Below are 26,943 nucleotides of genomic sequence, written 5' to 3'. Positions count from 1 at the left end.
GGACATGCCGCTTCCGGTTCCCCGACGCTCCGGGTGCGGCCAAAATGCCGCGCGAGCGTTGCAAATACGCCAGCGAGCACGTTGCAAAACGTAAGGCGGCGCTAAACTTGGCGCATGAAGCTCGCGCAGTTGCTCGTCATCGGGTCGGTTTTCCTGTTGCCCCTGGGTGCGCACGCCCAATGGCAATGGCTCGACAAGGACAACAAGAAGGTCTTCAGCGACCAGGCGCCGCCACCGGACATCCCCGAAAAGAACATCCTGCGCCGGCCCAGCCCGCCGCCCAAGCGGCTGAACTTCAGCGCGCCGCCGGCAGCGGGCGACGCGACCGACACTGCGGCGGCCTCGCCGCCGGCCGCCCCTGCACCTGTCCCGGCGGCACCGGCCAAGGGCGCCGGTGTCGACAAGGAGCTCGAAGAGAAGGCCCGCAAGGCCGAGGAAGCCGAGAAAGCCAAGCAAGCCGCCGAGGCGCAGAAGATCGCCCAGGCGAAGGCCGAGAACTGCAACCGGGCGCGCCAGGGCAAGGCGACCATGGACAGCGGCATCCGCGTCGCCCGCGTCAATGCCCAGGGCGAGCGCATCATCATGGACGACGAGGCGCGCGCGAACGAGCAGAAACGCCTCGATTCCGTCATCGCCGCCGACTGCAAGTAGCGAGTGCCGCCCACGGCGGCCGCTTCAGTACCCGGCCTTGCCGCCCTTGCGTCGGTTCGCGAACAGCCCGGTGCCGCGCGCGCCCTGCTGGCGAAAGCGCTCGCGGCGCGCGACCTTGGGGTCGACCGTGAGCGGGCGGCACAGCTCGACCCGGTCGAGGTCGCGCACGGCCTGCTCCCATGCCACCGCGCGGCCCCAGATGCCCGGCGACAGCGAGGCCCAGTCGAGACCGGGCAGCGCCTGCGCCAGGCCGCTGGCCATGACGGCATCGCGCACGGTCGCGCCCGGCGCGACATCGAGGACCTGCTCGAAAACCTCGCGCGCTGCCGGCGAACAGGCCACAGTGACCCGCGGCATCACACGTCCCCGTAGACCTGCTCGGCGCGCTTCACGAAAGCCTCCACCAGGTTCGAGGCGACCTTGTCGAACACCGGGCCGACCAGCGCCTGCAGCGCGAAGTTGCTGAAGCCGTAGCTCAGGTTGAGCTCGACCCGGCAGGCGCGTTCGCCCTCCTCGCCGACCGGCGTGAAGGTCCAGACGCCATCGAGGTTGGAGAACGGGCCGTCGACCAGCTTCAGGTGCACCTCGCGGCCCGGCACGTGGGTGTTTCGGGTGGTGAAGCTGTGGTGAAAGCCGCTGAACGCCAGGCCGACCTCGGCCGTCATGCCATGCTCGCCCTGCTCGATGACCTTGGAGCGGTCGCACCACGGCAGGAACTCGGGATACTTCGCCACGTCGGTGACGAGCGCGTACATCTCTTCGGCGCTGTACCAGATCAGAACGGACTTGTGGACTGTTTTCATAGAATCGGCACAGCGTGCGCGACGGATTGTATTGAAGCCATGCAGCCCTCACCTGAAACACCATGGCCACCAAAAAGAAGCAAGACCCCTCCTCCCGCATCGCCGACAACAAGAAGGCCGCCTACAACTACTTCTTCGAAGAGCGCTTCGAGGCCGGCATGGTGCTCGAAGGCTGGGAGGTCAAGTCCCTGCGCGAAGGCAAGGTGCAGCTGACCGACGGCTACGTCGTGATCCGCGAAGGCGAGCTCTACGTGATCGGCTGCCAGATCAATCCGCTCAAGTCGGCCTCGACCCACATCAACCCCGACTCGGTGCGCACCAAGAAGCTGCTGCTGCACAAGGAGCAGATCCGCCGCTTGATCGGCAAGGTCGAGCAGAAGGGCTACACGCTGGTGCCGCTCAACCTCCACTGGAAGGCCGGCAAGGTCAAGTGCGAGATCGCCCTGGCCAAGGGGAAGGCCGAGCACGACAAGCGCGACACCATCAAGGACCGAGAAGGCAAGCGCGAGGTCGAGCGCGCCATGAAGAGCCGCAGCCGTTGACGAAGAATTTTTTTTCGCGGCCGGTGGAATAAACGGCGGCCCGGCGGCGTTCGTGCATCAGGTACACCCGACATGGATCCACGCGCCCTCGTCCCCCACATCCCGAGCCTGCGGCGCTACGCCCGCGCGCTGACCGGCGACGCCTGGGCGGCCGACGACCTGGTGCAGGACACGCTGGAGCGCGCCTGCGGCAAATGGCGGCTCTGGAGCCTGGGGACCGACCTGCGGGCCTGGCTGTTCACGATCATGCACAACCAGTTCGCCAGCCAGATGCGGCGCGCGCCGCAGCGCGCCATGGTCGACATCGACGACGCCGCGCATGAACTGCGCGCGCCTGACGGGCAACGCGACCAAGCGATCGACCTGCAGCGCTGCCTGCTGCTGCTGCCCGAAGACCAGCGCGCGGTGCTGCTGCTGGTCGCGCTCGAGGACCTGTCCTACGCCCAGGTGGCGAAGGTCCTCGGCATCCCGGCCGGCACCGTGATGTCGCGCCTGTCGCGGGCGCGTACCCGCCTGCAGGCCCTGATGGACGAGGCGCCACCGGTCGCCGGCCGCACGGCCCTGCGCCGCCTCAAGTAACCGGCTGCCCGCCATGAACACCCCGCCTCCGCCCCTCGACGACGACGATCCGAACGCCTGGCTGGCCCAGCGCGACGCCCTGCGCCAACTGCATCGCGAGGTGCTCGACGAGCCCGTGCCCGCGACCCTGCTGGCGGCGGCGGGCGCCGGGGGCGGGCCGCGCCGCGCCGACGCCACTTGGCTGCGCTGGGGCGGCATGGCGGCTGCCGTGCTGATCGCCTTCGGCGCCGGCTGGATCGCCAATTCGCAGTGGCTGCGCGCCACCGGCAGCAGCGCGCGGATGGCCCGCGCCGTTCCGGCCGCGCGGGAGTTCGTGCACGCGGCAACGGTCGCGCATGCGGTCTACGCCCCCGAGAAGCGGCATCCGGTGGAGGTCGCCGCGGCCGAGCAGCAGCACCTGCTCCAGTGGCTCTCCAAACGGCTCGAACGGCCCTTGAGACTGCCCGATCTGTCGGCCCAGGGCTACACGCTCGTCGGCGGCCGCCTGCTGCCGGGCAGCCAGGGGCCCAGGGCACAGTTCATGTTCGAAGGTGCCGGCGGCGAACGCGTGACGCTGTACCTCGGCAGCCTCGACGGCGCTGCGGCGTCGGGGTCGGACGAAACCGCCTTCAGCTTCGCCACCGAGGGCCCGGTGCCGAGCTTCTACTGGGTCGATCGCGGCTTCGGCTACGCTCTGGCGGGCGCGCTTCCGCGCGATGCCTTGCTGGCCCTGGCGACCGCCGTGTACCGTCAACTCGAAAGTACCGGCGGCTAGACTGTCCGGGCTGCATTCCGATTTTTTTAACCGAAGGAGAAAACTTCATGAAACTGCTCAGCGCCTCGATTCTTGCCGCTGCCCTGCTCGCCGGTTGCGGCAGCATGTCCAGCAAGGCGCCGGACACTCCGACCCGCACCGCCGACGGCGTGCTGATCGGCCCCACCGGCATGACGCTCTACACCTTCGACCGCGACGTCGTCGGCAGCGGCAAGTCCGCCTGCAACGGCCCCTGCATCACCGCCTGGCCGGCACTCAAGGTGGCCGACACGGCCAAGCCGATGGGTGCCTACACCATCATCACGCGCGAGGACGGCACCAAGCAATGGGCCTACAAGGGCGCGCCGCTGTACTACTGGTCGAAGGACACCAAGACCGGCGACAAGACCGGCGACGGCTTCAACGGCGTCTGGAAGGTGGCCCGGCCCTGAGGCCGAAGACGCGCCTGAACGGCGTGTCGATGAAGAATGCCGGCGCTGGACGCCGGCATTTTTTTGCGCGCCTCAGCGCGCCGCAGTCAGCGCCTGGCGCGAGGCGTCCCGCCGCTCCCTCAGACCCAGCAGTTCGTTGAAGACCAGGGCGCCGATGACCAGCGCGCCGCCCGTCAGCACGCTCGGCTCGGGCTCCTCGCCGGCGCCGATCCAGGCCAGCGCGATGCCGAAGATCACTTCGAGCAGCGCCAGCAGCGCCACTTCGGGCGCCTTCAGCACGCGCGCGCACAACACCGAGAGAACGCAGGGAATCGCCAGCTGGAACAGGCCCAGGAAGGCCAGCAGTCCGAGGTCGTGCGCATTGGCCTGGAACGGCCAGGCCAGCGGCAGCGTGACCAGCGTGGAGATCGCGGCCCCGATCAGCACGGCCGGCACCAGGTCGATGTCGTGCCCCTTGGCATGCGCATGCTGGACCACGGTCCAGTTGCAGGCGCCGGCCAGCGGCACGCAGAGCGCCACCAGGGTGCCGAGCAGTTGACCTTCGCCGAGCTGGGTGCCGTACATCCAGCCGATGCCGAGGCCCGCCACCACGATCGCCGCCCAGGTCCGCGCCGGCAGCTTGTGGCCGATGAAGATCCGGGCGCCGAGCGCCGTCAGCAATGGACCGAGCGCCATTGTGACCAGCACGTTGGCGACGCTGGTCAGGGTGAGCGCGACCATGAAGGCCGTGAACATCACGCTCCAGCAAACGCCGGAGATCCACAGTTCGCGCCCGCCCTGGCGAAGCTTCGCGAACACCGCGCGGCCCTGCCAGAGCGGCAGGATCACGACCAGCGAAACCAGCGTGAAGAAGCTGCGCCAGAACGTCACCTCGAAGCTGCGCGCGTGCTCCAGATGCCGCGTGACGACTCCGGCCGTGGCCCACATCAAGGTGACGCAGACCATCAGCCAGACGGCACGCCCGTGGGTCAGACCACGTCCGCTCATGGCCTTGTGGCGCTTACTCGCGCGAAGCGCGCTTGCGCTCGTGTTCCTTCAGGTAGCGCTTGCGCAGGCGCACGCTCTTGGGCGTGATCTCGACCAGTTCGTCGTCCTCGATGAACTCGACGCCGTATTCGAGCGTGAGCTCGATCGGGGGCGTGATCTTGATCGCGTCTTCCTTGCCCGAGACACGGAAGTTGGTCAGCTGCTTGGTGCGCGTGGCGTTGACCACCAGGTCGTTGTCGCGGCTGTGGATGCCGACGATCATGCCTTCGTACACCGGATCGTTGGCACGCACGAACATGCGGCCGCGGTCGTCCAGCTTGCCCAGCGCGTAGGTGAAGATCTCGCCGTCGTCCATCGAGATCAGCACGCCGTTCTTGCGGCTGCCGATCTCGCCCTTGAAGGGTTCGTAGCGGTCGAAGATGTTCGAGATCAGGCCCGAGCCGCGCGTCAGGTTCAGGAATTCGTTGGTGAAGCCGATCAGGCCGCGCGCCGGAATCCGGTACTCGAGGCGCACGCGGCCGCGGCCGTCCGGTTCCATGTTGACGAGTTCGCCCTTGCGCTCGCCCAGCGCCTGCATCACGCCGCCCTGGTGCTGGTCCTCGATGTCGGCCGTGACGAGCTCGATCGGCTCGTGCTTCTCGCCRTTGATCTCGCGGAACACCACGCGCGGCTTGGACACGGCCATTTCGAAGCCCTCGCGGCGCATGTTCTCCAGCAGGATGGTCAGGTGCAGTTCACCGCGGCCCATCACTTCGAAGATGCCTTCCTCGTCGGTCTCGCTCACGCGCAACGCCACGTTGTGCTGCAGTTCCTTTTGCAGGCGGTCCCAGATCTGGCGGCTGGTGACGTACTTGCCTTCGCGGCCGGCCAGCGGGCTGGTGTTGACGCAGAAGTTCATGGTCAGCGTCGGCTCGTCGACCTTGAGCATCGGCAGCGGCGCCGGGTTCGTCGGGTCGGTCACGGTGACGCCGATGCCGATGTCGGAGATGCCGTTGATCAGCACGATCTCGCCCGGGCCGGCCTCGGTGGCCTGCACGCGCTCCAGGCCCTGGAAGGTCAGCACCTGGTTGACGCGGCCCTTGACGGTCTTGCCGTCCGGGCCTTCCATGACGACCACGTCCATCATGGGCTTGATGGTGCCCTGGCTGATGCGGCCGACGCCGATGCGGCCGACGAAGGTCGAGAAGTCGAGCGCCGAGATCTGCAGCTGCAGCGGCGCCTTCGGGTCGCCCTTCTGGGCCGGCACGTGCTTCAGGATGGTGTTGAACAGGGCCGACATGTCGGGACCCCACTGCTCGCCCTGGCCGCCTTCTTCGAGCGACGACCAGCCGTTGATGCCCGAGGCATAGACCACGGGGAAGTCGAGTTGCTCGTCGGTTGCGCCGAGCTTGTCGAACAGGTCGAAGGCCGCGTTCACCACGTAGTCGGGACGCGCGCCCGGCTTGTCGACCTTGTTCACCACCAGGATCGGCTTCAGGCCCAGGGCCAGCGCCTTCTTGGTCACGAAGCGGGTCTGGGGCATCGGGCCTTCCTGGGCGTCGATCAGCAGCACCACACCGTCCACCATGCTCAGCGCACGCTCGACCTCGCCGCCGAAGTCCGCGTGGCCGGGGGTGTCGACGATGTTGATGTGCGTGCCTTCCCAGGTCACGGCGCAGTTCTTGGCCAGGATCGTGATGCCGCGCTCTTTTTCGATCGCGTTGTTGTCCATCACGGTGTCTACCACCTTCTCGTGCTCGGCGAAGGTGCCGGACTGGCGCAGCAGCTGGTCGACCATGGTGGTCTTGCCATGGTCCACGTGGGCGATGATGGCGATGTTGCGAATCTGTTGGGTCATGGTGTCGCTTCGGTCAAAAGTAATGTCTGCTGGATTTCGATGGGGCTCAGCAGCCGCCCCGGTATCAGTTCGCCGGCCTTCACGTGGGCCGTGCCAAGGAAGGCCTCGGGCTCGTTGCCGAACACCGCCACGGCGGGCGCGTCGGCCCAGCTGCCGCGCCGGCGCAGGCCCGACAGGAAGCGCCCGGCATCTTCGGCGCCGAGCGTGACGCGCGTGTGATCGGCCACCAAGGCTTCGGTCGGCAGCAGGCAGGCCAGCCGCTCGTCCTCATTCATGGCTTCGAGGGCCTCGAGCGTGATGCACTGCGAGACATCGAAGCCGCCGGTGGCGGTGCGGCGCAGCGAAGTGAGGTGGGCGCCGCAGCCGAGGGCTTCGCCGATGTCCTCGCCGAGCGTCCGGATGTAGGTGCCCTTGCTGACGGACGCCTCGATGCGGATGTCGATGTCCGAGAGCGCCGCCAGTGCGAGCTTGTAGATCACGACGTCGCGCGGCGCGCGCTCGACCTCGATGCCCTCGCGGGCGTATTCGTAGAGCGCGCGGCCGTCCTTCTTGAGCGCGCTGTGCATCGGCGGCACCTGGCGGATCGGGCCGGTGAACTGCGACTGCACGCGCGCCAGGTCGTCGGCGGCGACGGCCACCGGCCGTTCGGCGATCACATCGCCCTCGGCATCGCCGGTGGCGGTCTTCACGCCCAGGCGGGCGCGCGCCTCATAGGTCTTGTCGGCGTCGAGGTGGAGCTGGCTGAACTTGGTGGCCGAGCCGAAGCACAACGGCAGCACGCCGGTCGCGAGCGGATCGAGCGTGCCGGTGTGGCCGGCTTTTTCGGCGCGCAGCAACCACTTGGCCTTCTGCAAGGCCTGGTTGCTGGAGAGACCCAGCGGTTTGTCGAGCAGCAACACCCCATGCACAGGGCGCCGCTGCACCCTTGTGCGTGGCGCGTTCATCTTCAGTCGTCTTTCGAGCGAGAAGCGACGGCCTGCGCGATCAGCGCATTCATGTCGGCCGCACGCTCGGTGGTGCGGTCGAACTGGAAATGCAGGGTCGGCACGGTGTGGATGTGCAGGCGCTTGAACAGGCCGTTGCGCAGGAAGCCCGCGGCCTGGTTCAAGGCTTCGGTGGTCTCGACCGGATCGCCCACGAGCAGGCTGAAGAAGACCTTCGCATGCGCGTAGTCGGGCGTGACCTCGACCGCCTGGATCGTGACCATGCCCACCCGCGGGTCCTTCAGTTCGCGCGCGATCAATTCCGTCAGATCGCGCTGGATCTGGTCGGCGACCTTGAAGGCGCGGTTTGGGGCTGCGGCTTTGCGTTTGGGCATGGCGGGGGTCGCTTCGGTCGCTTACAGCGTCCGGGCGATTTCCTTGATCTCGAAGAACTCCAGCTGATCACCTTCTTTGATGTCGTTGTAGTTCTTGAGCTTGATACCGCACTCGAAGCCTTCGCGGACTTCGCGGACGTCGTCCTTGAGGCGCTTGATCGAGTCGACTTCGCCGGTGTAGATCACCACGTTGTCGCGCAGCAGGCGGAAATGCGCGCTGCGGTTGACCGAGCCGGCGGTGACCATACAACCCGCGACCGTACCGATCTTGGAGGCCACGAACACGGTGCGGATCTCGGCCGAGCCGATGATCTCTTCGCGCCGCTCGGGAGCCAGCATGCCGGACATGGCGACCTTGATGTCGTCCACAGCGTCGTAGATGATGCTGTAGTAGTGCAGCTGGACGCCGTTGCTTTCGGCCAGCTTGCGCGCACCGGCATCGGCCCGCACGTTGAAGCCGATCACGATGGCCTTCGAGGCGATCGCGAGGTTGATGTCGCTTTCGCTGATGCCGCCGACCCCCGCGTACACCATCTGCACCTTGACTTCCTCGGTCGCCAGCTTGAGCAGCGACTGCGCCAGTGCTTCCTGCGAGCCCTGGACGTCGGCCTTGATGATGATCCGCAGCGTCTGGACTTCGCCGGCCGAGAGGTCGGTGAACATGTTCTGCAGGTTCGCCGCCTGGGCCTTCGCCAGCTTGGTGTTGCGGAACTTGCCGGCACGGTAGGTGGCGATCTCGCGCGCCCGGCGCTCGTCGGCCATCACCATGAACTCGTCGCCCGCTTGCGGCACTTCGGTCAGGCCCTGGATCTCGACCGGGATCGACGGACCCGCGGACTTGATGGTCTTGCCGTCCTCGTCGATCATGGCGCGCACGCGGCCATAGGTCGAGCCGGCCAGCACCACGTCGCCGGTCTTGAGCGTGCCGGACTGGACCAGCACGGTCGCCACCGGGCCACGGCCCTTGTCAAGCTGGGCTTCGATGACCAGGCCCTTGGCGGCGGCATCGACCGGCGCCTTGAGTTCCAGCACTTCGGCCTGCAGCAGCACTTGTTCGAGCAGGTCGTCGACGCCCTGCCCCGTCTTGGCCGAGACCGGCACGAACGGGACGTCGCCGCCGTACTCTTCGGGCACGACTTCTTCAGCCACCAGTTCCTGCTTGACGCGGTCGAGGTTGGCATCAGGCTTGTCGATCTTGTTGATCGCGACCACGATCGGCACACCCGCCGCCTTCGCGTGCTTGATGGCTTCCTTGGTCTGCGGCATGACGCCGTCGTCGGCCGCCACCACCAGGATCACGATGTCGGTGGCCTGCGCACCGCGGGCCCGCATGGCGGTGAACGCCTCGTGGCCCGGGGTGTCCAGGAAGGACACCATGCCGCGAGCGGTCTGGACGTGGTACGCCCCGATGTGCTGCGTGATGCCGCCGGCTTCGCCCGCAGCGACCTTGGCGCGGCGGATGTAGTCCAGCAGCGAGGTCTTGCCGTGGTCGACGTGGCCCATGACGGTCACGACCGGTGCGCGCGGCAAGGCTTCGGCCTGCGTTGCCGAGACGTCGTCGTCGGTGAAGGCTTCCGGATCGTCCAGCGCGGCGACCACGGCCGTGTGGCCCATGTCTTCCACGATGATCATCGCGGTGTCCTGGTCGAGCGACTGGTTGATGGTCGCCATCTGGCCGAGCTTCATCAGTTGCTTGATGACTTCCGACGCCTTGACAGCCATCTTGTGCGCGAGCTCCGCCACCGTGATGGTCTCGGGCACGTGCACTTCGAGCACGCGCGCCTCGACCGGTGCCGCCGGCATGCGCTCCTCGTGGCCGCCACGGTCGTTGCCACGACGCCCACGCGGGCCTCCGCGCCAGTTGCCGCGGCCGACGCCCCCGCTGGCATCGCCGCGGGTCTTGATTTCCTTCTTCTTGGCCGTGTCGCCAGCCCAGCTCGACGAGAGCTTGGCCGACTTGACTTCCTTGCCGGCGCCGGGGGCGGCCGCGGCGCCAGGCGCAGCGGGCGCACCGGGGCGCGCCGGCGGTGCGGTCGGCTTGTGCAGCGTGCCCTTGACCGCCGCCTTTTCGGGCGCGGGCTTCTCGGGCGCCTTGTGCGGCACCAGCACGCGGGCCGGCGCGTTCATCATGGCGCGGATGGCTTCGGCTTCGGCCAGCGCCTTGCGGCGGCGTTCGTCGAGGTCCTTGGCGCGGGCGGCTTCCTCGTCGGCACGGGCCTTCGATTCGGCGGCGGCCTTGGCCTTGGCATCGTCCTTGGCTTGCGCCGCGGCGGCTTCAGCGGCGACCTTGCGGTCGGTCACGGCCGGGGCTTCCTCGGGCGCTTCGGGCGCGCCTTCGGTCACCGGGGTCGCGGCTTCGGCGGCCTTCTTGCGGGCGGCCTTGGCCTCCTTCTCGGCCTGCTCGGCCTGCTCGGCGCGCTCGGCCTTCTCGCGTTCGCGGGCTTCGGCTTCTTCGCGCAGGCGGCGCTTCTCGACCAGTTCTTCTTCCTGGCGGCGGATCAGTTCGGCCTGGCGACGTGCGTCCTCCTCGCGGCGGGCGAGTTCGGCCTCGTCGATCTGGGGCGCGGCGGGCGCGGCGGCGACCGGTGCCTCGGCCTCGGCCGCGGCGGTTGCCTCGGACACGGCGGGATGACCTTCATCGCGCTGGATGAAGGTGCGCTTCTTGCGCACCTCGACCTGGATGGTGCGGGCGCGGCCGGTGGCGTCGGCCTGCTTGATCTCGCTGGTCGACTTCTTGGTCAGCGTGATCTTCTTGCGCTCGGGCTCGACCGTGCCGTGGCTGGCCTTCAGGAAGCCGAGCAGGCGCTGCTTGTCGGCCTCGCTCAGCGCATCGGTGACGGCCTGCTTGGGCACGCCTGCGCTCTTGAGCTGGTCAAGCAAGGTTTCGGGAGTCTTCTTGAGTTCGTTCGCGAACTCGGCGACAGTGGTACTGGACATATTGGTTTCGTGCCTCCATGACCGTCACTCTTGGCCGGCGAACCAATGTTCGCGGGCTTTCAAGATCAGGTTCTTGGCCTCATCGGCGCTCTGGCCGGTGATTTCGGTGAGTTCATCGACCGCGAGGTCGGCCAGGTCGTCACGGGTATGCACACCCGCCTCGGCCAATTTGGGAATCAGGGCCGGGTCGAGGCCGGCGAGGTCGCGCAGATCCTGCGAAACGCTCTCGACGTCCTCTTCACGGGCGATCTCCGCCGTCAACAACGCATCCTTGGCGCGCGAACGCAGCTCGTTGATGGTGTCTTCGTCGAAGCTCTCGATCTCGAGCAGCTCGGAGATCGGCACGTAGGCCACTTCCTCGAGGCTGGTGAAACCTTCGGAGATCAGGATGTCGGCGATTTCCTCGTCGACGTCGAGCTTCTCCATGAACAGCTTGCGGCTGGCATCGGTTTCGGTCGCCTGCTTCTGGGCCGACTCGTTGGCGTCCATGATGTTGATCTTCCAGCCGGTCAGGTCGGAGGCGAGCCTCACGTTCTGGCCGCCACGGCCGATCGCGATCGCGAGGTTTTCCTCGTCGACCACCACGTCCATTGCATGCTTTTCTTCGTCGACCACGATCGACGACACATTGGCCGGCGCCAGGGCGCCGATCACGAACTGGGCCGGGTCCTCGCTCCACAGCACGATGTCGACACGCTCGCCGGCGAGTTCGTTGGTGACCGCGTTGACCCGGGTGCCGCGCACGCCGACGCAGGTGCCGATCGGATCGACCCGCTTGTCGTGCGAGAGCACCGCGATCTTGGCGCGCGAACCGGGGTCGCGGGCGCAGCTCTTGATTTCGAGCAGGCCCTGTTCGATCTCGGGCACTTCCTGGCGGAACAGCTCGATCATGAACTCGGGCGCCGAGCGCGACAGGATGATCGGCGCCCCGCGCAGCGTGAGATCGACCTCCATGATCATGGCCCGCACGCGGTCGCCGTTGCGCAGGTTTTCCTTGGCGATCATCTCGCTGCGGCGCAGGCGGCCTTCGACCCGGCCCGCTTCCACGATGATGTCGCCCTTGTCCAGGCGCTTGACGGTGCCGGTGAAGATCCTCTCGCCGCGCGACATGAAGTCGTTGAGCAGCATCTCGCGCTCGGCGTCGCGGATCTTTTGCAGGATCACCTGCTTGGCGGCCATGGCGCCGATGCGGCCGATCGGCACCGAGTCCACCGCTTCTTCGATGTATTCGTCGACCTCGATGTCGGGCATCTCTTCCTTGGCTTCGAACAGCAGGATTTCCTGGTCGGGCAGCTGCAGGCCGGCTTCGTCCGGAACGACATGCCAGCGGCGGAAGGTCTCGTAGTCGCCGCTGTCGCGGTCGACGGCGACGCGAATGTCCACGTCGCCCTGGTAGAGCTTCTTGGTGGCTTGCGCCAGGGCGGATTCGACCGCGCCGAAGACGACGTCGCGCTCGACGTTCTTCTCGCGCGAGATCGCATCCACCAACATCAACATTTCGCGATTCATGCCACCACTCTCCTCATTCAGTCCGACACCGCGGTGCCGGGTTTTGGCCTGCGCCCATTGAAATCCACTATCGGGGCGAGCCGCGCTTCGCGCAACTCGTCCAAAGCAAAACCGAGCGCCTGCAGGGGGGCAGGCACGCGCTTCTTGCTGATCTTCTGGCCGGGCTTCGCCGCCGGCTCCTCGCTCCAGACGATCTGCCATCCGGGCGTACCGTCTGCGGCTGCGACACGCTCCAGCGTGCCGCGAAATTTCTTGCGGTTGGCGGACACCTGACCCGCCGCCGCCGCGCCCATCGGGGCTTTCAGCGTGATGTCGATCACCTCGCCGGCAAAACGCTCGAAATCCTGTTCGTTGCGCAACGGCCGATCGATGCCCGGCGATGACACCTCGAGCCGCTTGTACTCGGCGCCGTCGACCTCGAGCGCGAACTGCAACTGGCGCGTGACCTTTTCGCAATCCTCGACCGTGATGAAGGGCTCGGGCGCCCCGGCGGCGGCAGCTTCAGAGTTGGGGCCGGTCCAGGGCAAATCAATCGTGACGCGCAGCAGTCCTCCGGCCGAGCGCTCGATCTCGACCAGGTCGTAGCCGAGACCGGCCACGGTTTGTTCCACTGTCTGCTGCAATGCCACGTGTCTTTGTTCGCCTTTGAGTTCACACGATGCCGCCGGGTTTCCCACTCGCCCTGGGGCGCCGGCCGCATCGAAAATGCTTCGACCAATAAAAAACGGGCGGTTGGTACCCGCCCGTTTGGTCGTGAGCCTCGAATTATATGCCAAATGCGTTACAGAAACAGGGGTTTCTACGGCTTTTGGAGCGCTTTGGCCCTTGCCGAGCGCCACCAAACCATTGCAAAAAGCAACGCTCCCGCCGTCAGGACCGCCGCGGCGACCCACAGTGGCACCGCGAACGATCCCGTGCGCTGCGCCAGCGGCGCCGCAAACAAGGGGCCGAGGATCTGGCCGACGCCATAGGAGGCGGTCGCGTAGCCGATCAGGCCCGCCGATGCGTTCCCGCGAAGCCGGCGCGCATCCCGCATTGCGAAAAGGGTGATCGCGGTGAAGGGCATGCCCAGCAGCAGGCTGCCGAGGCCGAAACCCCAGATCGTCGGCCAGGCCACCGACAGCACGACGCCGACGGCCTGCAACGCGTAGGCGGCCGCAAGGAGCAGCCGGTTGTCCCAGTGCGGCGGCGCCCGGGCGCCGATCAGCGCGCCAGGGACGATGGCCAGGCCGAACAGCGGCCAGAAGAAGTCCGGCCAGGGCGAACCCGGCAGCGCCTGGCGGGCGATCACCGGCAGGAAGGTCGCGGTGATGATGTAGCCGAAGCCCGCCAGCCCGTAGAGCCCGACCAGCCAGCGCGCGTCGCTGCGCGCGGCCGCCGATGCGCTGGCCGACGGCGGGGCCGCTGCGACCGCAGGAGCGCCGGCGTGGACGTGTTCGCCATCGCCGAAGATGCGCCAGATGGCCGCGATCAGCACCAGCGACAGCAATCCGAAGCCGATCCAGCCGGCCTCGGAGCCCCAGCGTCCGAGTGCGCCGCCCAGCAGGCCGGTGGCGGCGATGCCGATGCCGGGGCCGGTGTAAATCACGCCGGCGAGCGCCGGCGCGCCGGTCTCCGCCAGCCGCCGCAGGCCCCAGCCGGAGGCGAAGACGAAGGTCCAGGCACTCATCACGCCGGCCGCGGTCCGCAGCACGCCCCAGGCGCTGAAGCCCTGCAGCAGGCCCATGCCGAGCAGCAGCACGGCGGTGGCCACCAGGCCGCCGCGCACCATGTGCGCAGGCTTGGCCCGGATCGCGGCGCAGCTCAGGGCGCCCAGGAAATAGCCGAGGTAGTTGAGCGAGGCCAGCACGCCGCCGGCCTGCAGGTCGAGCTTGCCCTCGTGCAGCATGACCGGCAGCATCGGCGTGAAGGCGAAACGGCCCAGGCCCATGGCCACAGCCAGCGTGACCATGCAGGCCAGCGCCGCGCGCCAGGCGGCGCGCCTGTCGTAGGTAGACATGAAGATTTTTCTAGTCAGTTGGGGACAGCGCAAAAACTGCTGCGCAGTTTCTTGGTCTGTCCCGCAAGGTTTCAGGTTGCAGCCGCCGCCACCAGCTTCTGCGTGTACGGATGGACGGGCGCATCGAGCACCTGCCCGACCGGACCCGATTCGAGGATCGCGCCGTCCTTCATGACGATGACCTGGTGCGCCATGGCGCGGATCACCTCGACGTCGTGGGTGATCAGCAGGTAGCTCAGCCCGCGCTCGCGCTGCAAGCGCTGCAGCAGGCCCAGCACCTGCTTCTGGATCGTGACGTCGAGGGCGCTGGTCGGCTCGTCGAGCACCAGCAGCTTGGGCTCGACGATCAAGGCCCGCGCGATCGCCAGGCGCTGCCGCTGGCCGCCGGAGAATTCGTGCGGATAGCGCTCGAGCAGGGCCGGGAACTGGTCCTCGGTCAGGCCGACCTCGGCCAGCGCCGCGAGCGACCGGGCGCGGCGGGCGCGGACGTCGAGTTCGGGCGCATGCACCGTCAGGCCCTCGCCGACGATCTGCTCGACCGTCATGCGCGGCGACAGGGACGAGAACGGGTCCTGGAAGACGACCTGCATCAGGCGCCGCAGGCCACGGTCGCTGGCGCCGCCCGCGGCCCATTGCCGGCCGGCGACGTCGAGCTGCCCCTGGTGCTTCAGCAGGCCGAGCGCCGCCAGCGCCAGCGTCGACTTGCCAGAGCCGGACTCGCCGACCACGCCCAGGGTCTGGCCCGGCGCGATGCGGAAGTCAGCGCCCTGGACCGCCACGAACTCGCCCTTGGTGAACCACCCCTTGATGCCGGGCCGCGGCACCGGGTAGATCACGCGCAGCCCGCTGGCCGCGAGCACCGGCAGCGCCGCCGGATCGACCGGCACGGGTGCCACGTCGCGCGTCGGGCGGCTGTCGATCAGCCGGCGCGTGTAGGGATGCCGCGGTGCGCCGAAGACCGTCGCCACGGGGCCGTGCTCGACCAGATGGCCGTTCTCCATCACCGCCACCCGGTCGGCGAATCGCCGCACCAGGTTCAGGTCGTGGGTGATCAGCAGCACCGCCATGCCGTGCTGGCGCTGAAGATCGGCCAGCAGGTCGAGGATCTGCGCGCGCACCGTGACGTCGAGCGCGGTGGTCGGCTCGTCGGCCAGCAGCAGCCGCGGCTTGCAGGCCAGGGCCATCGCGATCATCGCGCGCTGGCGCTGGCCGCCCGAGAGCTGGTGCGGGAACGCCCTCGCCCGCCGCGCCGGTTCCGGAATGCCGGTGTCGGCCAGCAGTTGCACCGCTGCCTCGCGCGCCGCCTGCGCCGACAGGCCCTGGTGCAGTTCGAGCACCTCCGCGATCTGGTCGCCGACCGCGTAGAGCGCATTGAGCGCGGTCATGGGCTCCTGGAAGATCATCGCGATCTCCTTGCCGCGGATGCCGCGCAGCGTGCGTTCGGGCAGCGAGAGCAGATCGCGCGCCGCCGCGCCCGCTTCGTCGTGCTCGAAGCGCGCCGTGCCGGAGATGTCGGCGTTCTGCACCAGCCGCAGCAGGCTCAGCGCGGTGACCGTCTTGCCCGAGCCCGACTCGCCGACCAGCGCCAGCTTCTCGCCAGGCGCGATCTCGAAGTCGATGCCGTGCACGACTTCCTTGGCGCCGAAGGCGACGCGCAGGCCCTGGACTTTCAGCAGTGCGCCGTTCATTGGTCGGCCTTCCGCGGATCGAGCGCATCGCGCAAGGCATCGCCCATGAAGGTCAGCAGCATCAAGGTGACCACCAGCACGCCGAAGGTCGACATCGAGATCCACCAGGCGTCGATGTTGGCCTTGCCCTGGCTCAGCAGTTCGCCGAGCGAAGGCGTGCCCGGCGGCACGCCGAGGCCGAGGAAGTCGAGCGAGGTCAACGCCAGGATGGCGGCGCTCATGCGAAACGGCAGGAAGGTGACGACCGGCGTCATGCTGTTGGGGAGGATGTGCTTCCACATGATCTGCAGATTGCCGACGCCGAGCGCGCGCGCGGCGCGCACGTAGTCCATTTGCCGGTTGCGCAGGAACTCGGCCCGCACGTAGTCCGACAGGCCCATCCAGCCGAACAGGCTCAGCAGGATCAGCAGCAGCGCGACGCTGGGCGCGAAGACGGCACTGAAGATGATCAACAGGTACAGCTCGGGCATCGAGCCCCAGATCTCGATGAAGCGCTGGAAGGCCAGGTCGGTCTTGCCGGCGAAGAAGCCCTGGACCGCGCCCGTGACGATGCCCAGCACGGTGCCGATCGCCGTCAGCGCCAGCGCGAACAGCACGCTGACCCGGAAACCGTAGATCAGCTGCGCCAGCAGGTCCCGGCCACGGTCGTCGCTGCCCAGCAGGTTCTGGGCCGAAGGCGCCGCCGGATTGGGGGACTTGGCGAAGTAGTTGAGCGTCTTGGGCCCGTAGGGATTCGGCGCGTAGACCGCCCAGTTGCCGCCCGACGTGATCCGCTCGCGGATGAAGGGGTCCAGGTAGTCGGCCGGGGTCTCGAAGTCGCCGCCGAAGGTTTTCTCGGAATAGTCCCGCAGCACCGGAAAGTAGGTCTGGCCGTCGTAGCGCACCACCAGCGGCTTGTCGGTGGAGAGCAGCTCGGCGAACAGGCTCAGCACCACCAGCAGCGTGAACAGGACGAGGCTCCAGTAGCCGATGCGGTTGCGCCTGAAGCGCAGCCAGGCGCGGCGCCCGGGCGACACGGTGACGCCGCCGCTAGTCAAACTTCACCCTCGGATCCACCATCACGTAGCAGAGATCGCTGATCAGCTTGGTCAGCAGGCCGATCAATGTAAACAAATAGAGCGTGCCCAGCACCACCGGATAGTCGCGGCGGATCACGCTTTCGTAGCTCAGCAGGCCCAGGCCGTCGAGCGAGAACAAGGTCTCGATCAGCAGCGAGCCCGTGAAGAAGGCGCCGATGAAGGCCGCCGGGAAACCGGTGACGATCGGGATCAGCGCGTTGCGGAAGACGTGCTTCCACAGCACGTCGCGTTCGCTCAGCCCCTTGGCGCGCGCGGTCAGCACGTACTGCTTGCGGATCTCCTCGAGGAAGGAGTTCTTGGTCAGCATGGCCGTGACCGCGAAGCTGCCGAGCACCATCGCCGTCACCGGCAGCGCGATGTGCCAGAGGTAGTCGACGATCCGCGCGCCCCACCCCATCGACTCCCAGCTCGGCGAGGTCAGTCCGCGCAGCGGGAACCACTGCAGCTGGCCGCCGAAGATCACGAGCAGGGCGACGCCGAGCACGAAGCCCGGGATCGCATAGCCGACCAGCACCACCAGCGTGGTCAGGAAGTCGAATCGGGTGCCGGCCCGCACCGCCTTCGCGACGCCCAGGGGCACGGCGATCAGGTAGCTGATGAAGAAGGTCCAGAGCCCGAGGCTGATCGACACCGGCATCTTTTCCTTGACCAGGTCCCAGACCGCCTTGCGCTGGTAGAAGCTGGTGCCGAGGTCGAAGCGCGCATAGGACTTCAGCATCTGCCAGAAGCGCGCCAACGGCGGCTTGTCGAAGCCGTACAGCTGCTTGATCTCCTCGATGCGCTGCGGATCGAGCCCTTGCCGACCACGGTAGCCCGCACCGCTCGTGGCCGCGCGCTCGCCGCCGGAATCGCGCCCCTGCAGCTGGGACACCATCTGCTCGACCGGGCCGCCCGGCACGAACTGGATCACGACGAAAGTCAGCAGCAGCACGCCGAACAGCGTGGGCACCATCAGCAGCAGGCGTTTGAGGATGTAGCTGGCCATGGCCTTCCTATTTGTTGGCGGGCGATGCCCACCAGGTGCTCATGGCCCAACCATCCGCATCGTAGTAGGGCGGAATCACGTCGGGCAGGACGAAGGGCTTCGGACGGTAGCCGATCAGGAACGCACCGCCGTAGTACTGCGGGATCGAGTAGTAGCCATGCGACAGCACGCGGTCCAGCGCCCGCATCGCGGCACTGAGCTCGGGCCGGGTCGTGGCGCTCACGACCTTCTGCACCAGCGCGTCGACGGCGGGGTCGGAAATGCCCCAGATGTTGCGCGACCCCGGCGTGGTGGCCGCCTCGGAGCCGAACAACTCCAGCAGTTCGCCGCCGGGCGCCGTGCTGCCCGGCAGCCGCACGGTCGTCATCTCGAAATCGAAGTTGTCCATGCGTTGCTGGGCGAGCGAAAAATCGACCGTCCGGAAGGTCATCTGGATGCCGAGCTTCTGCAGCGCGGTCTGGAACGGCGTCGCGACGCGGATCAGCGACGGCTGGTCGTTCAGGAACTCGATCGTGAACGGTTCGCCCTTGTCATTGCGCAAGGCGCCGTCCCGGTAGGTCCATCCGGCTTGCGCGAGCAATTCGCGTGCCTTTCGCAGGTTGTCGCGCAGGCTGCCCGGCGGCGCCGTGCTCGGCGACACCACGGCCGGGCCGAAGACTTCGGGCCGCAGCTTGTCCCGCAAGGGTTCGAGGAGCGCCAGTTCTTCGGGCGTCGGCAGGCCTTCGGCATGGAACTCGCTGTTCGGGAAATAGCCCTCGACCCGCTTGTACAGCCCATAGAACAGCTGCCGGTTGAGCCATTCGAAGTCCACCGCCAGCCCGATCGCCTGGCGCACCCGGATGTCCTTGAACTTCGGATTGCGCGCATTGAACACGTAGCCCTGGAAATCGCCAGGATTCTTGTTCTCGAAGGCGCGCTTCACGATCTCGCCCGAATCGAACTGCTTGCCCTTGTACTGCCGCGCCCAGTTGCGCGAAGTGAACTCGCGCATGTAGTCGAACTCGCCGGCCTTGAGGCCTTCGAACTTGGCGGTCTCGTCCAGGTAGATGCGGTAGGTCACGCGATCGAAATTGAAGAAGCCCTTGCGCACCGGCAGGTCGGCGCCCCAGTAGTTCGGATCGCGGGTGTAGGTGATGTCCCGTCCCATGCGCGGGTTGACCAGCTTGTAGGGGCCCGAGCCGATCGGCACGTCGGTGGTGATCTGATCGAAAGGCTTGCCGCCGCCCCAGGCCCGGCTGAACACCGGCATGCCGCCGACCACCAGCGGCAACTCGGGGTTGGGGTTCTTGAAATCGAAGCGCACGGTGCGTTCGCCGACCGCCGTGACGCCTTTGACTTCGGCGTAGATCGTCTTGAACTGGGGGGCGGCCAGCTTGCCGGTGAGCGTCGTGAACGAATGGACCACGTCGGCCGCCAGCACCGGGCTGCCGTCGTTGAAGCGTGCCTTGGGGTTGATCCTGAAGGTGGCCGATTTCTTGTCGGCAGCCACCTCGACATCCTCGGCGAGCAGGCCGTAGGCCGTCGTCGGCTCCTCCGAATTGCCGGTCAGCAGGCTCTCGAACATCAGGCCGCCGATGCCGTACGGCGCCGTGCCCTTGAGCGTGAAAGGATTGAACTTGTCGAAGTTGGTCGGCCGCGTCGGCGGCACCATGCGGATCTCCCCGCCCTTGGGGGCCTGGGGATTGACGTAGTCGAAATGAGTGAAGCCCGGCGGGTACTTGATGTCGCCGAACTGGGCGTAGGCATGCGCCGCCCAGGTGGGACCGACCCACAACGCCAACACGAAAAGAAGCCAGGCTCGCATGCGAGAATTCTGCCCAAGATTTACACGAGGTCGTCCCATGGGCTTTCTTTCCGGCAAAAAACTTCTGATCACGGGCGTTCTGAGCAACCGCTCGATCGCCTACGGCATCGCCAAGGCCTGCCACGCGCAAGGCGCCGAACTGGCCTTCAGCTACGTGGGCGAGCGCTTCAAGGACCGGATCACCGAGTTCGCGGCCGATTTCGGCTCCAAGCTGGTGTTCGACTGCGATGTCGGCGACGACGCCCAGATCGAGAAGCTGTTCGCCGACCTGGCGCAGACCTGGCCCACCTTCGACGGCTTCGTCCACAGCATCGGATTCGCGCCGCGCGAGGCCATCGCAGGCGACTTCCTCGAGGGCCTGTCGCGCGAAGGCTTCAAGATCGCGCACGACATCAGCGCCTACAGCTTCCCGGCGATGGCCAAGGCGGCCCTGCCCTATCTCAACGACAAGTCGGCCCTTCTCACGCTGACCTACCTGGGCGCCATCCGTGCGCTGCCCAACTACAACACCATGGGCCTGGCCAAGGCCTCGCTCGAGGCCTCGGTGCGCTACCTGGCCGAGTCGCTGGGCCCCAAGGGCATGCGCGTCAACGGCATCAGCGCCGGCCCGATCAAGACGCTGGCGGCCAGCGGCATCAAGGACTTCGGCAAGCTCTTGTCGGCGATCTCCAAGGTCGCGCCGATGCGCCGCAACGTGACCATCGACGAGGTCGGCAACGTGGCCGCCTTCCTGCTGAGCGACCTGGCCAGCGGCGTGACCGCCGAGATCACCTACGTCGACGGCGGCTTCAGCCAGGTCGTGGGCGGCGTGTCGGAAGGCTAGCGGCAGGTCGGGCCCGGGGACGCAGGATGGATCGACGGGCTTTCGTTCTCGCGGCGCTGGCTTTGCTGGCGCCCGCGGCAATGGCCGGCAAGGCGCCGCCGTTGATGCTGGCCGAGGTGTATCGCCGCGGCTTGCCGCTGGCGGACTACTGGGTCAGCGAGAAGTACGACGGTGTCCGCGCCTACTGGGACGGCAAGCAGCTGTGGACCCGCGGCGGCGAGCGGATCGCGGCACCGGCCTGGTTCACCGCGGCACTGCCGGCGATGCCCATGGATGGCGAGCTGTGGGCGGGTCGTGGCCGCTTCGCCCACGCGGTCTCCACCGCGCGCAGCGACAAGCCGGTCGATGCCGCCTGGCGCGAGATGCGCTTCATGGTGTTCGACCTGCCCGCGTCGCCCGGCGACTTCACGACCCGGCTCGCGGCCTTGCGCAAGCTGCTGCCGATTACCGAGGCGCCCTGGATCGTGGCGGTGCCGCAACTGCGCGCGACCACCGACGAAGACCTGCAGGCGCTGCTCGACAAGACGGTGCGCATGGGCGGCGAAGGCCTGATGCTGCATCGCGGAGGGTCGCTCTACCGCGCCGAGCGCAACACCGACCTGATCAAGGTCAAGCCCTTCGAGGACGCCGATGCGCGCGTCGTTTCCTACGTGCCGGGCCGCGGCAAGCATGCCGCGCGGATGGGCGCGATGTGGGTCGAGACCGAGGACGGCAAGCGCTTCAAGCTCGGCACCGGCTTCAGCGACGCCGATCGCGAGAAGCCACCGGCGATCGGCAGCTGGGTGAGCTACCGCTACAACGGCACCAATCCGAGCGGGCTGCCGCGCTTCGCGCGCTTCCTGCGCGAGCGCCCGGACCTGGGCGACTGAGCTCGCAACGGGCTCTCGGGGCCCGAGGTCGTGGCGCCGCCTGCGGTATTGTTCATCGTAGACAATCTACAAAGTGTGGCATACGATCGAAGGATGTCCCCGACGCCATCGACCCAGGCTGCCATCGCACAACTGCAGGGCAACTCGCTCGCCAACCTGGTGCAGACCGAGATCGAACGCATGATCCTGGACGGCGAGATCGGCCCCGGCGAAAAGCTCACCGAAGCCGCGCTGGCCGACCCGCTCGGGGTCTCTCGCGGTCCCGTGCGCGAGGCCTTCCGGATGCTCGAGGAAGCCGGGCTGGTGCGCACCGAGAAGAACCGCGGCGTCTTCGTGCGCGACGTACCGATCGAGGAAGCACTCGAGATCTTCGAGGTCCGTGCCGCGATGGACCTGTATGTCGGGCGCAAGCTCGCCCAGACCCTTCGTCCGGCCGAGGTGCGCGAGCTGCGCCAGCTTGCCGATGCGATGGACCGCTCGGCCAAGGCCGGCAACGCACCCGACTACCATCGGATCAATCTGCAGTTCCACGATCGGCTGCTGGCCCTGGCGGGCAATGCCAAGCTGGTCGCCACCTACCGCAAATTGATCAAGGAGCTGTCGCTGTTCCGGCGCAAGAACCTCACCGACGAGGCGATGACCGTCTCTGCGCGCGAGCACCGCCAGATCGTCAAGGCGATCGCCGCCGGCGATGCAGAGGCCGCGGGCCTGGCGATGTACCAGCACGTGATGAACAGCCGAGAACGCACGCTGCGCAACCACGAGAAAAGCAAGATCCCAGCTTGAGGAAACCCTGTGGCTTTGAACCTGGAAGATATCGAGACTCTCTTCGCGCGCCGTGGCGGCGAGCAGTACAGCGGCGAGCCGGTCACCCAGCGCGAGCATGCGCTGCAGACCGCGCTGCGCGCCGAACGCGACGGCGCCGACGACGAACTGGTCACGGCGGCCCTGCTGCACGACCTTGGCCACCTGCTCAACGAACAGGGTGAATCACCAAGCCTGCGCGGCATCGACGACCTGCACCAGTACTACGCCCTGCCCTTCCTGCGCGGTGTGTTCAGCGACCGGGTGCTGACGCCGATCCAGTGGCACGTGGATGCCAAGCGCTACCTCTGCGCCACCCGCGAGCACTACTGGGCCGGCCTGTCGGCCGACTCGAAGCGCAGCCTCGAACTGCAAGGCGGCGTCTTCTCCGCCGACCAGGCCGAGCGCTTCATCGGCCAGCCCCATGCGGCCGAGGCGGTCCGGCTGCGCCTGTGGGACGACCTCGCCAAGGAAGCCGACTGCCCCACGCCGCCGCTCGCGCACTTCCTGGCGCGCGCGCAGCGCTGCATGCTCAAGTGACGCTGGGCGCCTCGATCGTCGGCGCCGTGCTGTTCGGCGCGCTGCTGCATGCGGGCTGGAACGCGCTCATCAAATCGGGCGGCGACAAGTCGCTCGACACCGCGCTGATCCACAGCCTGGGCTTCTTCATCTCCGTTCCGCTGCTGTACCACACCGGCCTGCCGGCGCCCGCCGCCTGGCCCTACATGGCGGCCTCACTGGTGATCCACCTCGGCTACTACATCGCGCTCGCCGGGGCCTACAAGCACGGCGACCTCGGGCTCACCTATCCGGTGATGCGCGGCTGCGCGCCGCTGCTGGTGGCGATGGGCAGCCTGCCCTTCATCGGCGAAGGCATCTCGGCGGCGGGCTGGGCCGGCGTGATCGTGATCTGCGCCGGCGTGGTGACCCTGGGCCTGTCGCGCTCGGCCCTGCGCGACAGCGACGAAAGGCAGCGCCGCAAGGCGCTCGGCTTCGCGCTGGCGAACGCCGCGATCATCGCGCTCTACACCGTGGTCGATGGCATCGGCGTGCGCGCCTCGGGCGACGCCCTCGCCTACGTGGCCGGCCTGTTCGTGTTCGACGGCCTGCCCTACCTGCTGCTCGTGCTGTGGCGGCGCCCCGGCCGGCGGCGCGCCGCGCTGGCCTACATGGCGGGGCGCTGGAAGATCGCGCTGGTCGGCACGGCGGCGTCGCTGGGCAGCTACGGCATCGCCCTGTGGGCGATGACCCAGGCGCCGGTCGCCGTCGTCGCGGCGCTGCGCGAGACCTCGGTGCTGTTCGCCGCGGTCATCGGCACCCTCTTCCTGCGCGAGCCCTTCGGCTGGCAGCGTGCCGTCGGCACCGTGGTCATCGTCGCGGGCGTGATGGCTTTGCGGCTGGCTTGACGCTGGCCACCACCACCGGCGGCTCGGCCCGCACGCAGTCGGCGTAGTAGCGCTTCTTGCCGGTCGTCTCGTCGATGCGCCCGACCAGCCCGTGGATGTCGGTCTCGAAGCCCGGGCACTCGGTGTTGAACTCGCGCGCGAACTTGAGGTAGTCGACGATCTTCTTGTTGAAGACCTCGCCCGGGATCAGCAGCGGAATGCCCGGCGGGTACGGCGTGATCAGGCTGGTCGTGATGCGGCCTTCGAGGTGGTCGATCTCGACCCGCTCGGTCTTGCGGTGCGCGATGTGGGCGAAGGCATCGCTCGGCTTCATCGCCGGCGTCAGGTCGCTCAGGTACATCTCGGTGGTCAGGCGCGCGACGTCGAAGCGCGCATAGAGCTCGTGGATGTGGTGGCACAGGTCGCGCAGGCCCAGGCGCTCGTACTTGGGATGCGCCTGGCAGAACTCCGGCATGATCCGCCACATCGGCTGGTTGCGCGCGTAGTCGTCCTTGAACTGCTGCAGCGCCGTCAACAGCGTGTTCCAGCGGCCCTTGGTGATGCCGATCGTGAACATGATGAAGAAGCTGTAGAGCCCGGTCTTCTCGACGATCACGCCGTGCTCGGCCAGGAACTTGGTCACGATGCTGGCCGGGATGCCGGTCTTGGCGAACTTGCCGTTGAGGTCGAGCCCCGGCGTCACGATGGTCGACTTGATCGGGTCCAGCATGTTGAAGCCGTCCGCCAGCTTGCCGAAGCCGTGCCACTTGGCGGTGCGCGACTCGCCCTTGATGATCCAGTCGTCGGCGCGGCCGATGCCCTCGTCGACCAGCTTCTCGGGGCCCCAGACCTTGAACCACCACTCGTCCTTGCCGAACTCGGCCTCGACCTTGCGCATGGCACGGCGGAAGTCGAGCGCCTCGAGGATGCTCTCCTCGACCAGCGCGGTGCCGCCGGGCGGCTCCATCATCGCGGCGGCGACGTCGCAGCTGGCGATGATCGCGTACTGCGGGCTGGTCGACGAATGCATCAGGTAGGCCTCGTTGAACAGGTCGCGGTCGAGCGCCCGGTTCTGCGAATCCTGGACCAGCACGTGGCTGGCCTGGCTGATGCCGGCCAGGAGCTTGTGCGTCGACTGGGTCGCGAACACCAGCGAGTCCCGCGGCCGGACCCGGCGCTTGCCCATCGCGTGGTAGGCGCCGTAGAACGGATGGAAGGCCGCGTGCGGCAGCCAGGCCTCGTCGAAGTGCAGCGTGTCGACGTAGCCGTCGAGCATGTTCTTGATGGTCTCTGTGTTGTAGATCACGCCGTCGTAGGTCGACTGCGTGAGCGTCATCACGCGCGGCTTGACCTTGTTGGCGTCGACGTGCGAGAGCAGCGGGTTGGCCGCGATCTTGGCCTTGATCGCCGCCGGCTCGAACTCGCTCTTCGGGATCGGGCCGATGATGCCGAAGTGGTTGCGCGTCGGCTTCATGAAGACCGGAATCGCGCCGGTCATGATGATCGCGTGCAGGATCGACTTGTGGCAGTTGCGGTCGACCACCACCACGTCGTCCGGCGCCACGGTGTGGTGCCAGACCATCTTGTTGCTGGTGCTGGTGCCGTTGGTGACGAAGAAGCAGTGGTCGGCGTTGAAGATCCGTGCCGCGTTGCGCTCGCTGGCGGCCACCGGGCCGGTATGGTCGAGCAGCTGGCCGAGTTCCTCGACCGCGTTGCAGACGTCGGCGCGCAGCATGTTCTCGCCGAAGAACTGGTGAAACATCTGGCCCACCGGGCTCTTCAGGAAGGCGACGCCGCCCGAGTGGCCGGGGCAGTGCCACGAGTACGAACCGTCTTCGGCGTAGTCGATCAGCGCCTTGAAGAACGGCGGCTGCACGCCTTCCAGATAGCTCTTCGCTTCCCGGATGATGTGGCGCGCCACAAACTCCGGCGTGTCCTCGAACATGTGGATGAAGCCATGCAGCTCGCGCAGGATGTCGTTCGGGATGTGGCGCGAGGTCTTCGTCTCGCCGTAGATGTAGATCGGCACGTCGGCGTTCTTGCGCCGCACTTCGCCGATGAAGCTGCGCAGGCTCAGCACTGCCGGGTCGAGGTCCGGGCCGACCGTGAACTCCTCGTCGTCGATCGACAGGATGAAGGCACTGGCGCGGCTTTGCTGCTGCGCGAACTGGCTGAGGTCGCCGTAGCTGGTGACGCCCAACACCTCGAAGCCTTCGCTCTCGAAGGCCTGCGCCAGGGCGCGAATACCCAGGCCCGACGTGTTCTCGGAGCGGAAGTCCTCGTCGATGATGACGATGGGAAAGCGGAATTTCATGGGGCAAGGCTCCGGACTGGCAAATAGGCGCGAAGTGTACGGAATTCAGATGAAGGATCCGGTCAGCCGGCCGGAGAAGTTGACGACCGGGCGTTCGCGCCCGTGTCCGGCGCCCCCGTCGGCGGGCGAAATCGCCCTCTGTCACTGCTACAATCTGAGGCTCGGAGCGGTGGATGAGCGGTTTAAGTCGCACGCCTGGAAAGCGTGTGAGGGTTAATAGCCCTCCGCGGGTTCGAATCCCGCCTGCTCCGCCAGAAAAATCGTCTCCGGCAGCTTCCAACTGCCCTTCACATCGAAATGGACACGTCCTGAAAGCCCCGCATGTCGGGGCTTTTTTGTGCCTGGCGCCCGCGCCAGCGACCCCGTCCGCTTTCTCCTACGCCATCGCAAGCCCTGTGGCCATGGCCGCGGGGCCCCGGACGGCTAGGCTTGCAGATTGGCACTCGCAAGACCCGGCATGTCGCAACTCACCTACCTCGTCGAAGACAACCGGACCATCCGAGACAACCTGATTCCGGCGCTCGAAGATCTGGCCGGCGCGCGCGTGCTCGGCATGGCCGAGACCGAAACCGACGCCGCCGCCTGGCTCGCGGCCCATGCCGACGAGTGGCAGCTCCTGATCGTGGACCTGTTCCTCAAGGAAGGCTCCGGCCTGGGCGTGCTCAAGGCATGCCTCGACCGGCGGGCCGCACAGCGCGCGGTGGTGCTGAGCAACTTCGTCAGCTCGGACATCCGTGCCCGCTGCATGGCGCTCGGTGCCGACGCGGTGTTCGACAAGTCCAGGGATCTCGAGGCCTTCTTCGAGTACTGCACCCAATCGGCTGCCGCCTGATCGCGTCCAAGAA

General features: G+C 67.4%; 26 protein-coding genes and 1 tRNA gene. 12 read left to right on the top strand and 15 right to left on the bottom strand.

Annotated elements, in window-relative coordinates:
* Nucleotides 1-114: 114 nt before the first annotated feature.
* The gene (locus tag AC1DF3_RS00605) at nucleotides 115-651 is read left to right on the top strand and encodes a DUF4124 domain-containing protein (RefSeq protein WP_478138525.1); all 537 of its coding nucleotides are present in this window, start codon (nucleotides 115-117) and stop codon (nucleotides 649-651) included.
* A 24-nt stretch (nucleotides 652-675) separates the two neighbouring features.
* Here AC1DF3_RS00605 and AC1DF3_RS00600 read toward each other — a convergent pair whose 3' ends face one another.
* Nucleotides 676-1,008 (bottom strand): RnfH family protein, encoded by a 333-nt coding sequence (locus tag AC1DF3_RS00600; RefSeq protein WP_286531836.1) that lies wholly within the window; start codon nucleotides 1,006-1,008, stop codon nucleotides 676-678.
* On the bottom strand, nucleotides 1,008-1,454 hold the full coding sequence (locus tag AC1DF3_RS00595; protein ID WP_478138524.1) for a type II toxin-antitoxin system RatA family toxin: 447 nt from the start codon (nucleotides 1,452-1,454) through the stop codon (nucleotides 1,008-1,010). The genes AC1DF3_RS00600 and AC1DF3_RS00595 overlap by 1 nt, the downstream gene beginning before the upstream one ends.
* Nucleotides 1,455-1,516: 62 nt before the next feature.
* Between AC1DF3_RS00595 and smpB the strand changes: the two genes are divergently transcribed.
* From smpB to AC1DF3_RS00575, 4 genes are all read left to right on the top strand, one after another.
* Nucleotides 1,517-1,996 (top strand): SsrA-binding protein SmpB, encoded by a 480-nt coding sequence (smpB, locus tag AC1DF3_RS00590; RefSeq protein ID WP_286504454.1) that lies wholly within the window; start codon nucleotides 1,517-1,519, stop codon nucleotides 1,994-1,996.
* Nucleotides 1,997-2,068: 72 nt separating this feature from the next.
* Nucleotides 2,069-2,575 (top strand): RNA polymerase sigma factor, encoded by a 507-nt coding sequence (locus AC1DF3_RS00585; RefSeq protein ID WP_286531834.1) that lies wholly within the window; start codon nucleotides 2,069-2,071, stop codon nucleotides 2,573-2,575.
* A gap of 13 nt (nucleotides 2,576-2,588) precedes the next feature.
* A complete protein-coding gene (locus AC1DF3_RS00580) occupies nucleotides 2,589-3,329 on the top strand; it encodes an anti-sigma factor family protein (protein ID WP_286531833.1) in 741 nt (246 codons plus the stop codon).
* Nucleotides 3,330-3,376: 47 nt separating this feature from the next.
* Nucleotides 3,377-3,760 (top strand): COG4315 family predicted lipoprotein, encoded by a 384-nt coding sequence (locus tag AC1DF3_RS00575; protein ID WP_286531832.1) that lies wholly within the window; start codon nucleotides 3,377-3,379, stop codon nucleotides 3,758-3,760.
* A 72-nt stretch (nucleotides 3,761-3,832) separates the two neighbouring features.
* Here AC1DF3_RS00575 and AC1DF3_RS00570 read toward each other — a convergent pair whose 3' ends face one another.
* The 12 genes from AC1DF3_RS00570 to AC1DF3_RS00515 form a co-directional block, all read right to left on the bottom strand.
* A complete protein-coding gene (locus tag AC1DF3_RS00570) occupies nucleotides 3,833-4,747 on the bottom strand; it encodes a DMT family transporter (RefSeq protein WP_301812660.1) in 915 nt (304 codons plus the stop codon).
* Between the two features lie 13 nt (nucleotides 4,748-4,760).
* A complete protein-coding gene (typA, locus tag AC1DF3_RS00565) occupies nucleotides 4,761-6,584 on the bottom strand; it encodes a translational GTPase TypA (RefSeq protein WP_286531830.1) in 1,824 nt (607 codons plus the stop codon).
* Entirely contained in the window at nucleotides 6,581-7,528 is a 948-nt protein-coding gene (truB, locus tag AC1DF3_RS00560) for a tRNA pseudouridine(55) synthase TruB (RefSeq protein WP_478138523.1), read from the bottom strand. The genes typA and truB overlap by 4 nt, the downstream gene beginning before the upstream one ends.
* Before the next feature lie 2 nt (nucleotides 7,529-7,530).
* Entirely contained in the window at nucleotides 7,531-7,902 is a 372-nt protein-coding gene (rbfA, locus tag AC1DF3_RS00555) for a 30S ribosome-binding factor RbfA (RefSeq protein WP_093107543.1), read from the bottom strand.
* Nucleotides 7,903-7,923: 21 nt separating this feature from the next.
* Nucleotides 7,924-10,839 (bottom strand): translation initiation factor IF-2, encoded by a 2,916-nt coding sequence (gene infB, locus AC1DF3_RS00550; RefSeq protein ID WP_286529046.1) that lies wholly within the window; start codon nucleotides 10,837-10,839, stop codon nucleotides 7,924-7,926.
* A gap of 24 nt (nucleotides 10,840-10,863) precedes the next feature.
* Complete coding sequence (gene nusA / locus AC1DF3_RS00545) at nucleotides 10,864-12,348, bottom strand: transcription termination factor NusA (RefSeq protein WP_286531828.1); 1,485 nt, start codon at nucleotides 12,346-12,348, stop codon at nucleotides 10,864-10,866.
* Between the two features lie 17 nt (nucleotides 12,349-12,365).
* Nucleotides 12,366-12,977, bottom strand: a complete 612-nt coding sequence (rimP, locus tag AC1DF3_RS00540) for a ribosome maturation factor RimP (RefSeq protein ID WP_286531827.1) — start codon at nucleotides 12,975-12,977, stop codon at nucleotides 12,366-12,368.
* Nucleotides 12,978-13,147: 170 nt separating this feature from the next.
* Nucleotides 13,148-14,347, bottom strand: coding sequence for a YbfB/YjiJ family MFS transporter (locus AC1DF3_RS00535; RefSeq protein WP_286531826.1), 1,200 nt, complete (start codon nucleotides 14,345-14,347; stop codon nucleotides 13,148-13,150).
* A 71-nt stretch (nucleotides 14,348-14,418) separates the two neighbouring features.
* Nucleotides 14,419-16,035, bottom strand: a complete 1,617-nt coding sequence (locus tag AC1DF3_RS00530; RefSeq protein WP_286531825.1) for an ABC transporter ATP-binding protein — start codon at nucleotides 16,033-16,035, stop codon at nucleotides 14,419-14,421.
* A complete protein-coding gene (locus AC1DF3_RS00525; RefSeq protein WP_286529057.1) occupies nucleotides 16,032-17,072 on the bottom strand; it encodes an ABC transporter permease in 1,041 nt (346 codons plus the stop codon). Before AC1DF3_RS00525 ends, AC1DF3_RS00530 begins: the two co-directional genes overlap by 4 nt.
* Nucleotides 17,065-18,099 carry a microcin C ABC transporter permease YejB gene (locus AC1DF3_RS00520; RefSeq protein ID WP_478138522.1) on the bottom strand — a complete coding sequence of 345 codons (1,035 nt, stop codon included), beginning with the start codon at nucleotides 18,097-18,099 and terminating at the stop codon, nucleotides 17,065-17,067. The genes AC1DF3_RS00525 and AC1DF3_RS00520 overlap by 8 nt, the downstream gene beginning before the upstream one ends.
* A gap of 7 nt (nucleotides 18,100-18,106) precedes the next feature.
* Nucleotides 18,107-19,903 (bottom strand): extracellular solute-binding protein, encoded by a 1,797-nt coding sequence (locus tag AC1DF3_RS00515; protein ID WP_478138521.1) that lies wholly within the window; start codon nucleotides 19,901-19,903, stop codon nucleotides 18,107-18,109.
* A gap of 37 nt (nucleotides 19,904-19,940) precedes the next feature.
* On the opposite strand from AC1DF3_RS00515, the gene fabI reads away from it, so the two are divergent.
* From fabI to AC1DF3_RS00490, 5 genes are all read left to right on the top strand, one after another.
* Nucleotides 19,941-20,726, top strand: coding sequence for an enoyl-ACP reductase FabI (fabI, locus tag AC1DF3_RS00510; RefSeq protein WP_286529062.1), 786 nt, complete (start codon nucleotides 19,941-19,943; stop codon nucleotides 20,724-20,726).
* Nucleotides 20,727-20,752: 26 nt separating this feature from the next.
* Nucleotides 20,753-21,595: a DNA ligase gene (locus AC1DF3_RS00505; protein WP_478138520.1), complete on the top strand. Its 843-nt coding sequence runs from the start codon at nucleotides 20,753-20,755 to the stop codon at nucleotides 21,593-21,595.
* 93 nt (nucleotides 21,596-21,688) lie between these two features.
* A complete protein-coding gene (locus AC1DF3_RS00500; protein WP_478138519.1) occupies nucleotides 21,689-22,381 on the top strand; it encodes a phosphonate utilization associated transcriptional regulator in 693 nt (230 codons plus the stop codon).
* 9 nt (nucleotides 22,382-22,390) lie between these two features.
* Nucleotides 22,391-22,939 (top strand): phosphonate degradation HD-domain oxygenase, encoded by a 549-nt coding sequence (locus tag AC1DF3_RS00495; protein WP_286531819.1) that lies wholly within the window; start codon nucleotides 22,391-22,393, stop codon nucleotides 22,937-22,939.
* Nucleotides 22,936-23,805, top strand: coding sequence for an EamA family transporter (locus AC1DF3_RS00490; RefSeq protein WP_478138518.1), 870 nt, complete (start codon nucleotides 22,936-22,938; stop codon nucleotides 23,803-23,805). The genes AC1DF3_RS00495 and AC1DF3_RS00490 overlap by 4 nt, the downstream gene beginning before the upstream one ends.
* On the opposite strand, the gene AC1DF3_RS00485 is transcribed toward AC1DF3_RS00490, so the two are convergent.
* Complete coding sequence (locus AC1DF3_RS00485) at nucleotides 23,768-26,098, bottom strand: Orn/Lys/Arg family decarboxylase (protein ID WP_478138517.1); 2,331 nt, start codon at nucleotides 26,096-26,098, stop codon at nucleotides 23,768-23,770. The two genes, AC1DF3_RS00490 and AC1DF3_RS00485, sit on opposite strands and share 38 nt — an antisense overlap.
* A 163-nt stretch (nucleotides 26,099-26,261) precedes the next feature.
* Between AC1DF3_RS00485 and AC1DF3_RS00480 the strand changes: the two genes are divergently transcribed.
* A tRNA-Ser gene (locus tag AC1DF3_RS00480) sits at nucleotides 26,262-26,352 on the top strand.
* 203 nt (nucleotides 26,353-26,555) lie between these two features.
* Nucleotides 26,556-26,930, top strand: a complete 375-nt coding sequence (locus AC1DF3_RS00475) for a response regulator (protein WP_286531816.1) — start codon at nucleotides 26,556-26,558, stop codon at nucleotides 26,928-26,930.
* Nucleotides 26,931-26,943: the final 13 nt, after the last annotated feature.

The organism is Variovorax sp. 10N432, from assembly GCF_056394465.1.
The sequence above is the reverse complement of the archived record's forward strand: the minus strand, read 5'-3'. Positions and strand labels throughout refer to the sequence as shown.

Coding starts and splice junctions, on each gene's coding strand:
- AC1DF3_RS00605 (WP_478138525.1), top strand. CDS start 115: ATGAAGCTCGCGCAGTTGCTCGTCATCGGGTCGGTTTTCCTGTTGCCC.
- AC1DF3_RS00600 (WP_286531836.1), bottom strand. CDS start 1,008: ATGCCGCGGGTCACTGTGGCCTGTTCGCCGGCAGCGCGCGAGGTTTTC.
- AC1DF3_RS00595 (WP_478138524.1), bottom strand. CDS start 1,454: ATGAAAACAGTCCACAAGTCCGTTCTGATCTGGTACAGCGCCGAAGAG.
- smpB (WP_286504454.1), top strand. CDS start 1,517: ATGGCCACCAAAAAGAAGCAAGACCCCTCCTCCCGCATCGCCGACAAC.
- AC1DF3_RS00585 (WP_286531834.1), top strand. CDS start 2,069: ATGGATCCACGCGCCCTCGTCCCCCACATCCCGAGCCTGCGGCGCTAC.
- AC1DF3_RS00580 (WP_286531833.1), top strand. CDS start 2,589: ATGAACACCCCGCCTCCGCCCCTCGACGACGACGATCCGAACGCCTGG.
- AC1DF3_RS00575 (WP_286531832.1), top strand. CDS start 3,377: ATGAAACTGCTCAGCGCCTCGATTCTTGCCGCTGCCCTGCTCGCCGGT.
- AC1DF3_RS00570 (WP_301812660.1), bottom strand. CDS start 4,747: ATGAGCGGACGTGGTCTGACCCACGGGCGTGCCGTCTGGCTGATGGTC.
- truB (WP_478138523.1), bottom strand. CDS start 7,528: ATGAACGCGCCACGCACAAGGGTGCAGCGGCGCCCTGTGCATGGGGTG.
- rbfA (WP_093107543.1), bottom strand. CDS start 7,902: ATGCCCAAACGCAAAGCCGCAGCCCCAAACCGCGCCTTCAAGGTCGCC.
- infB (WP_286529046.1), bottom strand. CDS start 10,839: ATGTCCAGTACCACTGTCGCCGAGTTCGCGAACGAACTCAAGAAGACT.
- nusA (WP_286531828.1), bottom strand. CDS start 12,348: ATGAATCGCGAAATGTTGATGTTGGTGGATGCGATCTCGCGCGAGAAG.
- AC1DF3_RS00535 (WP_286531826.1), bottom strand. CDS start 14,347: ATGTCTACCTACGACAGGCGCGCCGCCTGGCGCGCGGCGCTGGCCTGC.
- AC1DF3_RS00530 (WP_286531825.1), bottom strand. CDS start 16,035: ATGAACGGCGCACTGCTGAAAGTCCAGGGCCTGCGCGTCGCCTTCGGC.
- AC1DF3_RS00520 (WP_478138522.1), bottom strand. CDS start 18,099: ATGGCCAGCTACATCCTCAAACGCCTGCTGCTGATGGTGCCCACGCTG.
- AC1DF3_RS00515 (WP_478138521.1), bottom strand. CDS start 19,903: ATGCGAGCCTGGCTTCTTTTCGTGTTGGCGTTGTGGGTCGGTCCCACC.
- fabI (WP_286529062.1), top strand. CDS start 19,941: ATGGGCTTTCTTTCCGGCAAAAAACTTCTGATCACGGGCGTTCTGAGC.
- AC1DF3_RS00505 (WP_478138520.1), top strand. CDS start 20,753: ATGGATCGACGGGCTTTCGTTCTCGCGGCGCTGGCTTTGCTGGCGCCC.
- AC1DF3_RS00500 (WP_478138519.1), top strand. CDS start 21,689: ATGTCCCCGACGCCATCGACCCAGGCTGCCATCGCACAACTGCAGGGC.
- AC1DF3_RS00485 (WP_478138517.1), bottom strand. CDS start 26,098: ATGAAATTCCGCTTTCCCATCGTCATCATCGACGAGGACTTCCGCTCC.
- AC1DF3_RS00475 (WP_286531816.1), top strand. CDS start 26,556: ATGTCGCAACTCACCTACCTCGTCGAAGACAACCGGACCATCCGAGAC.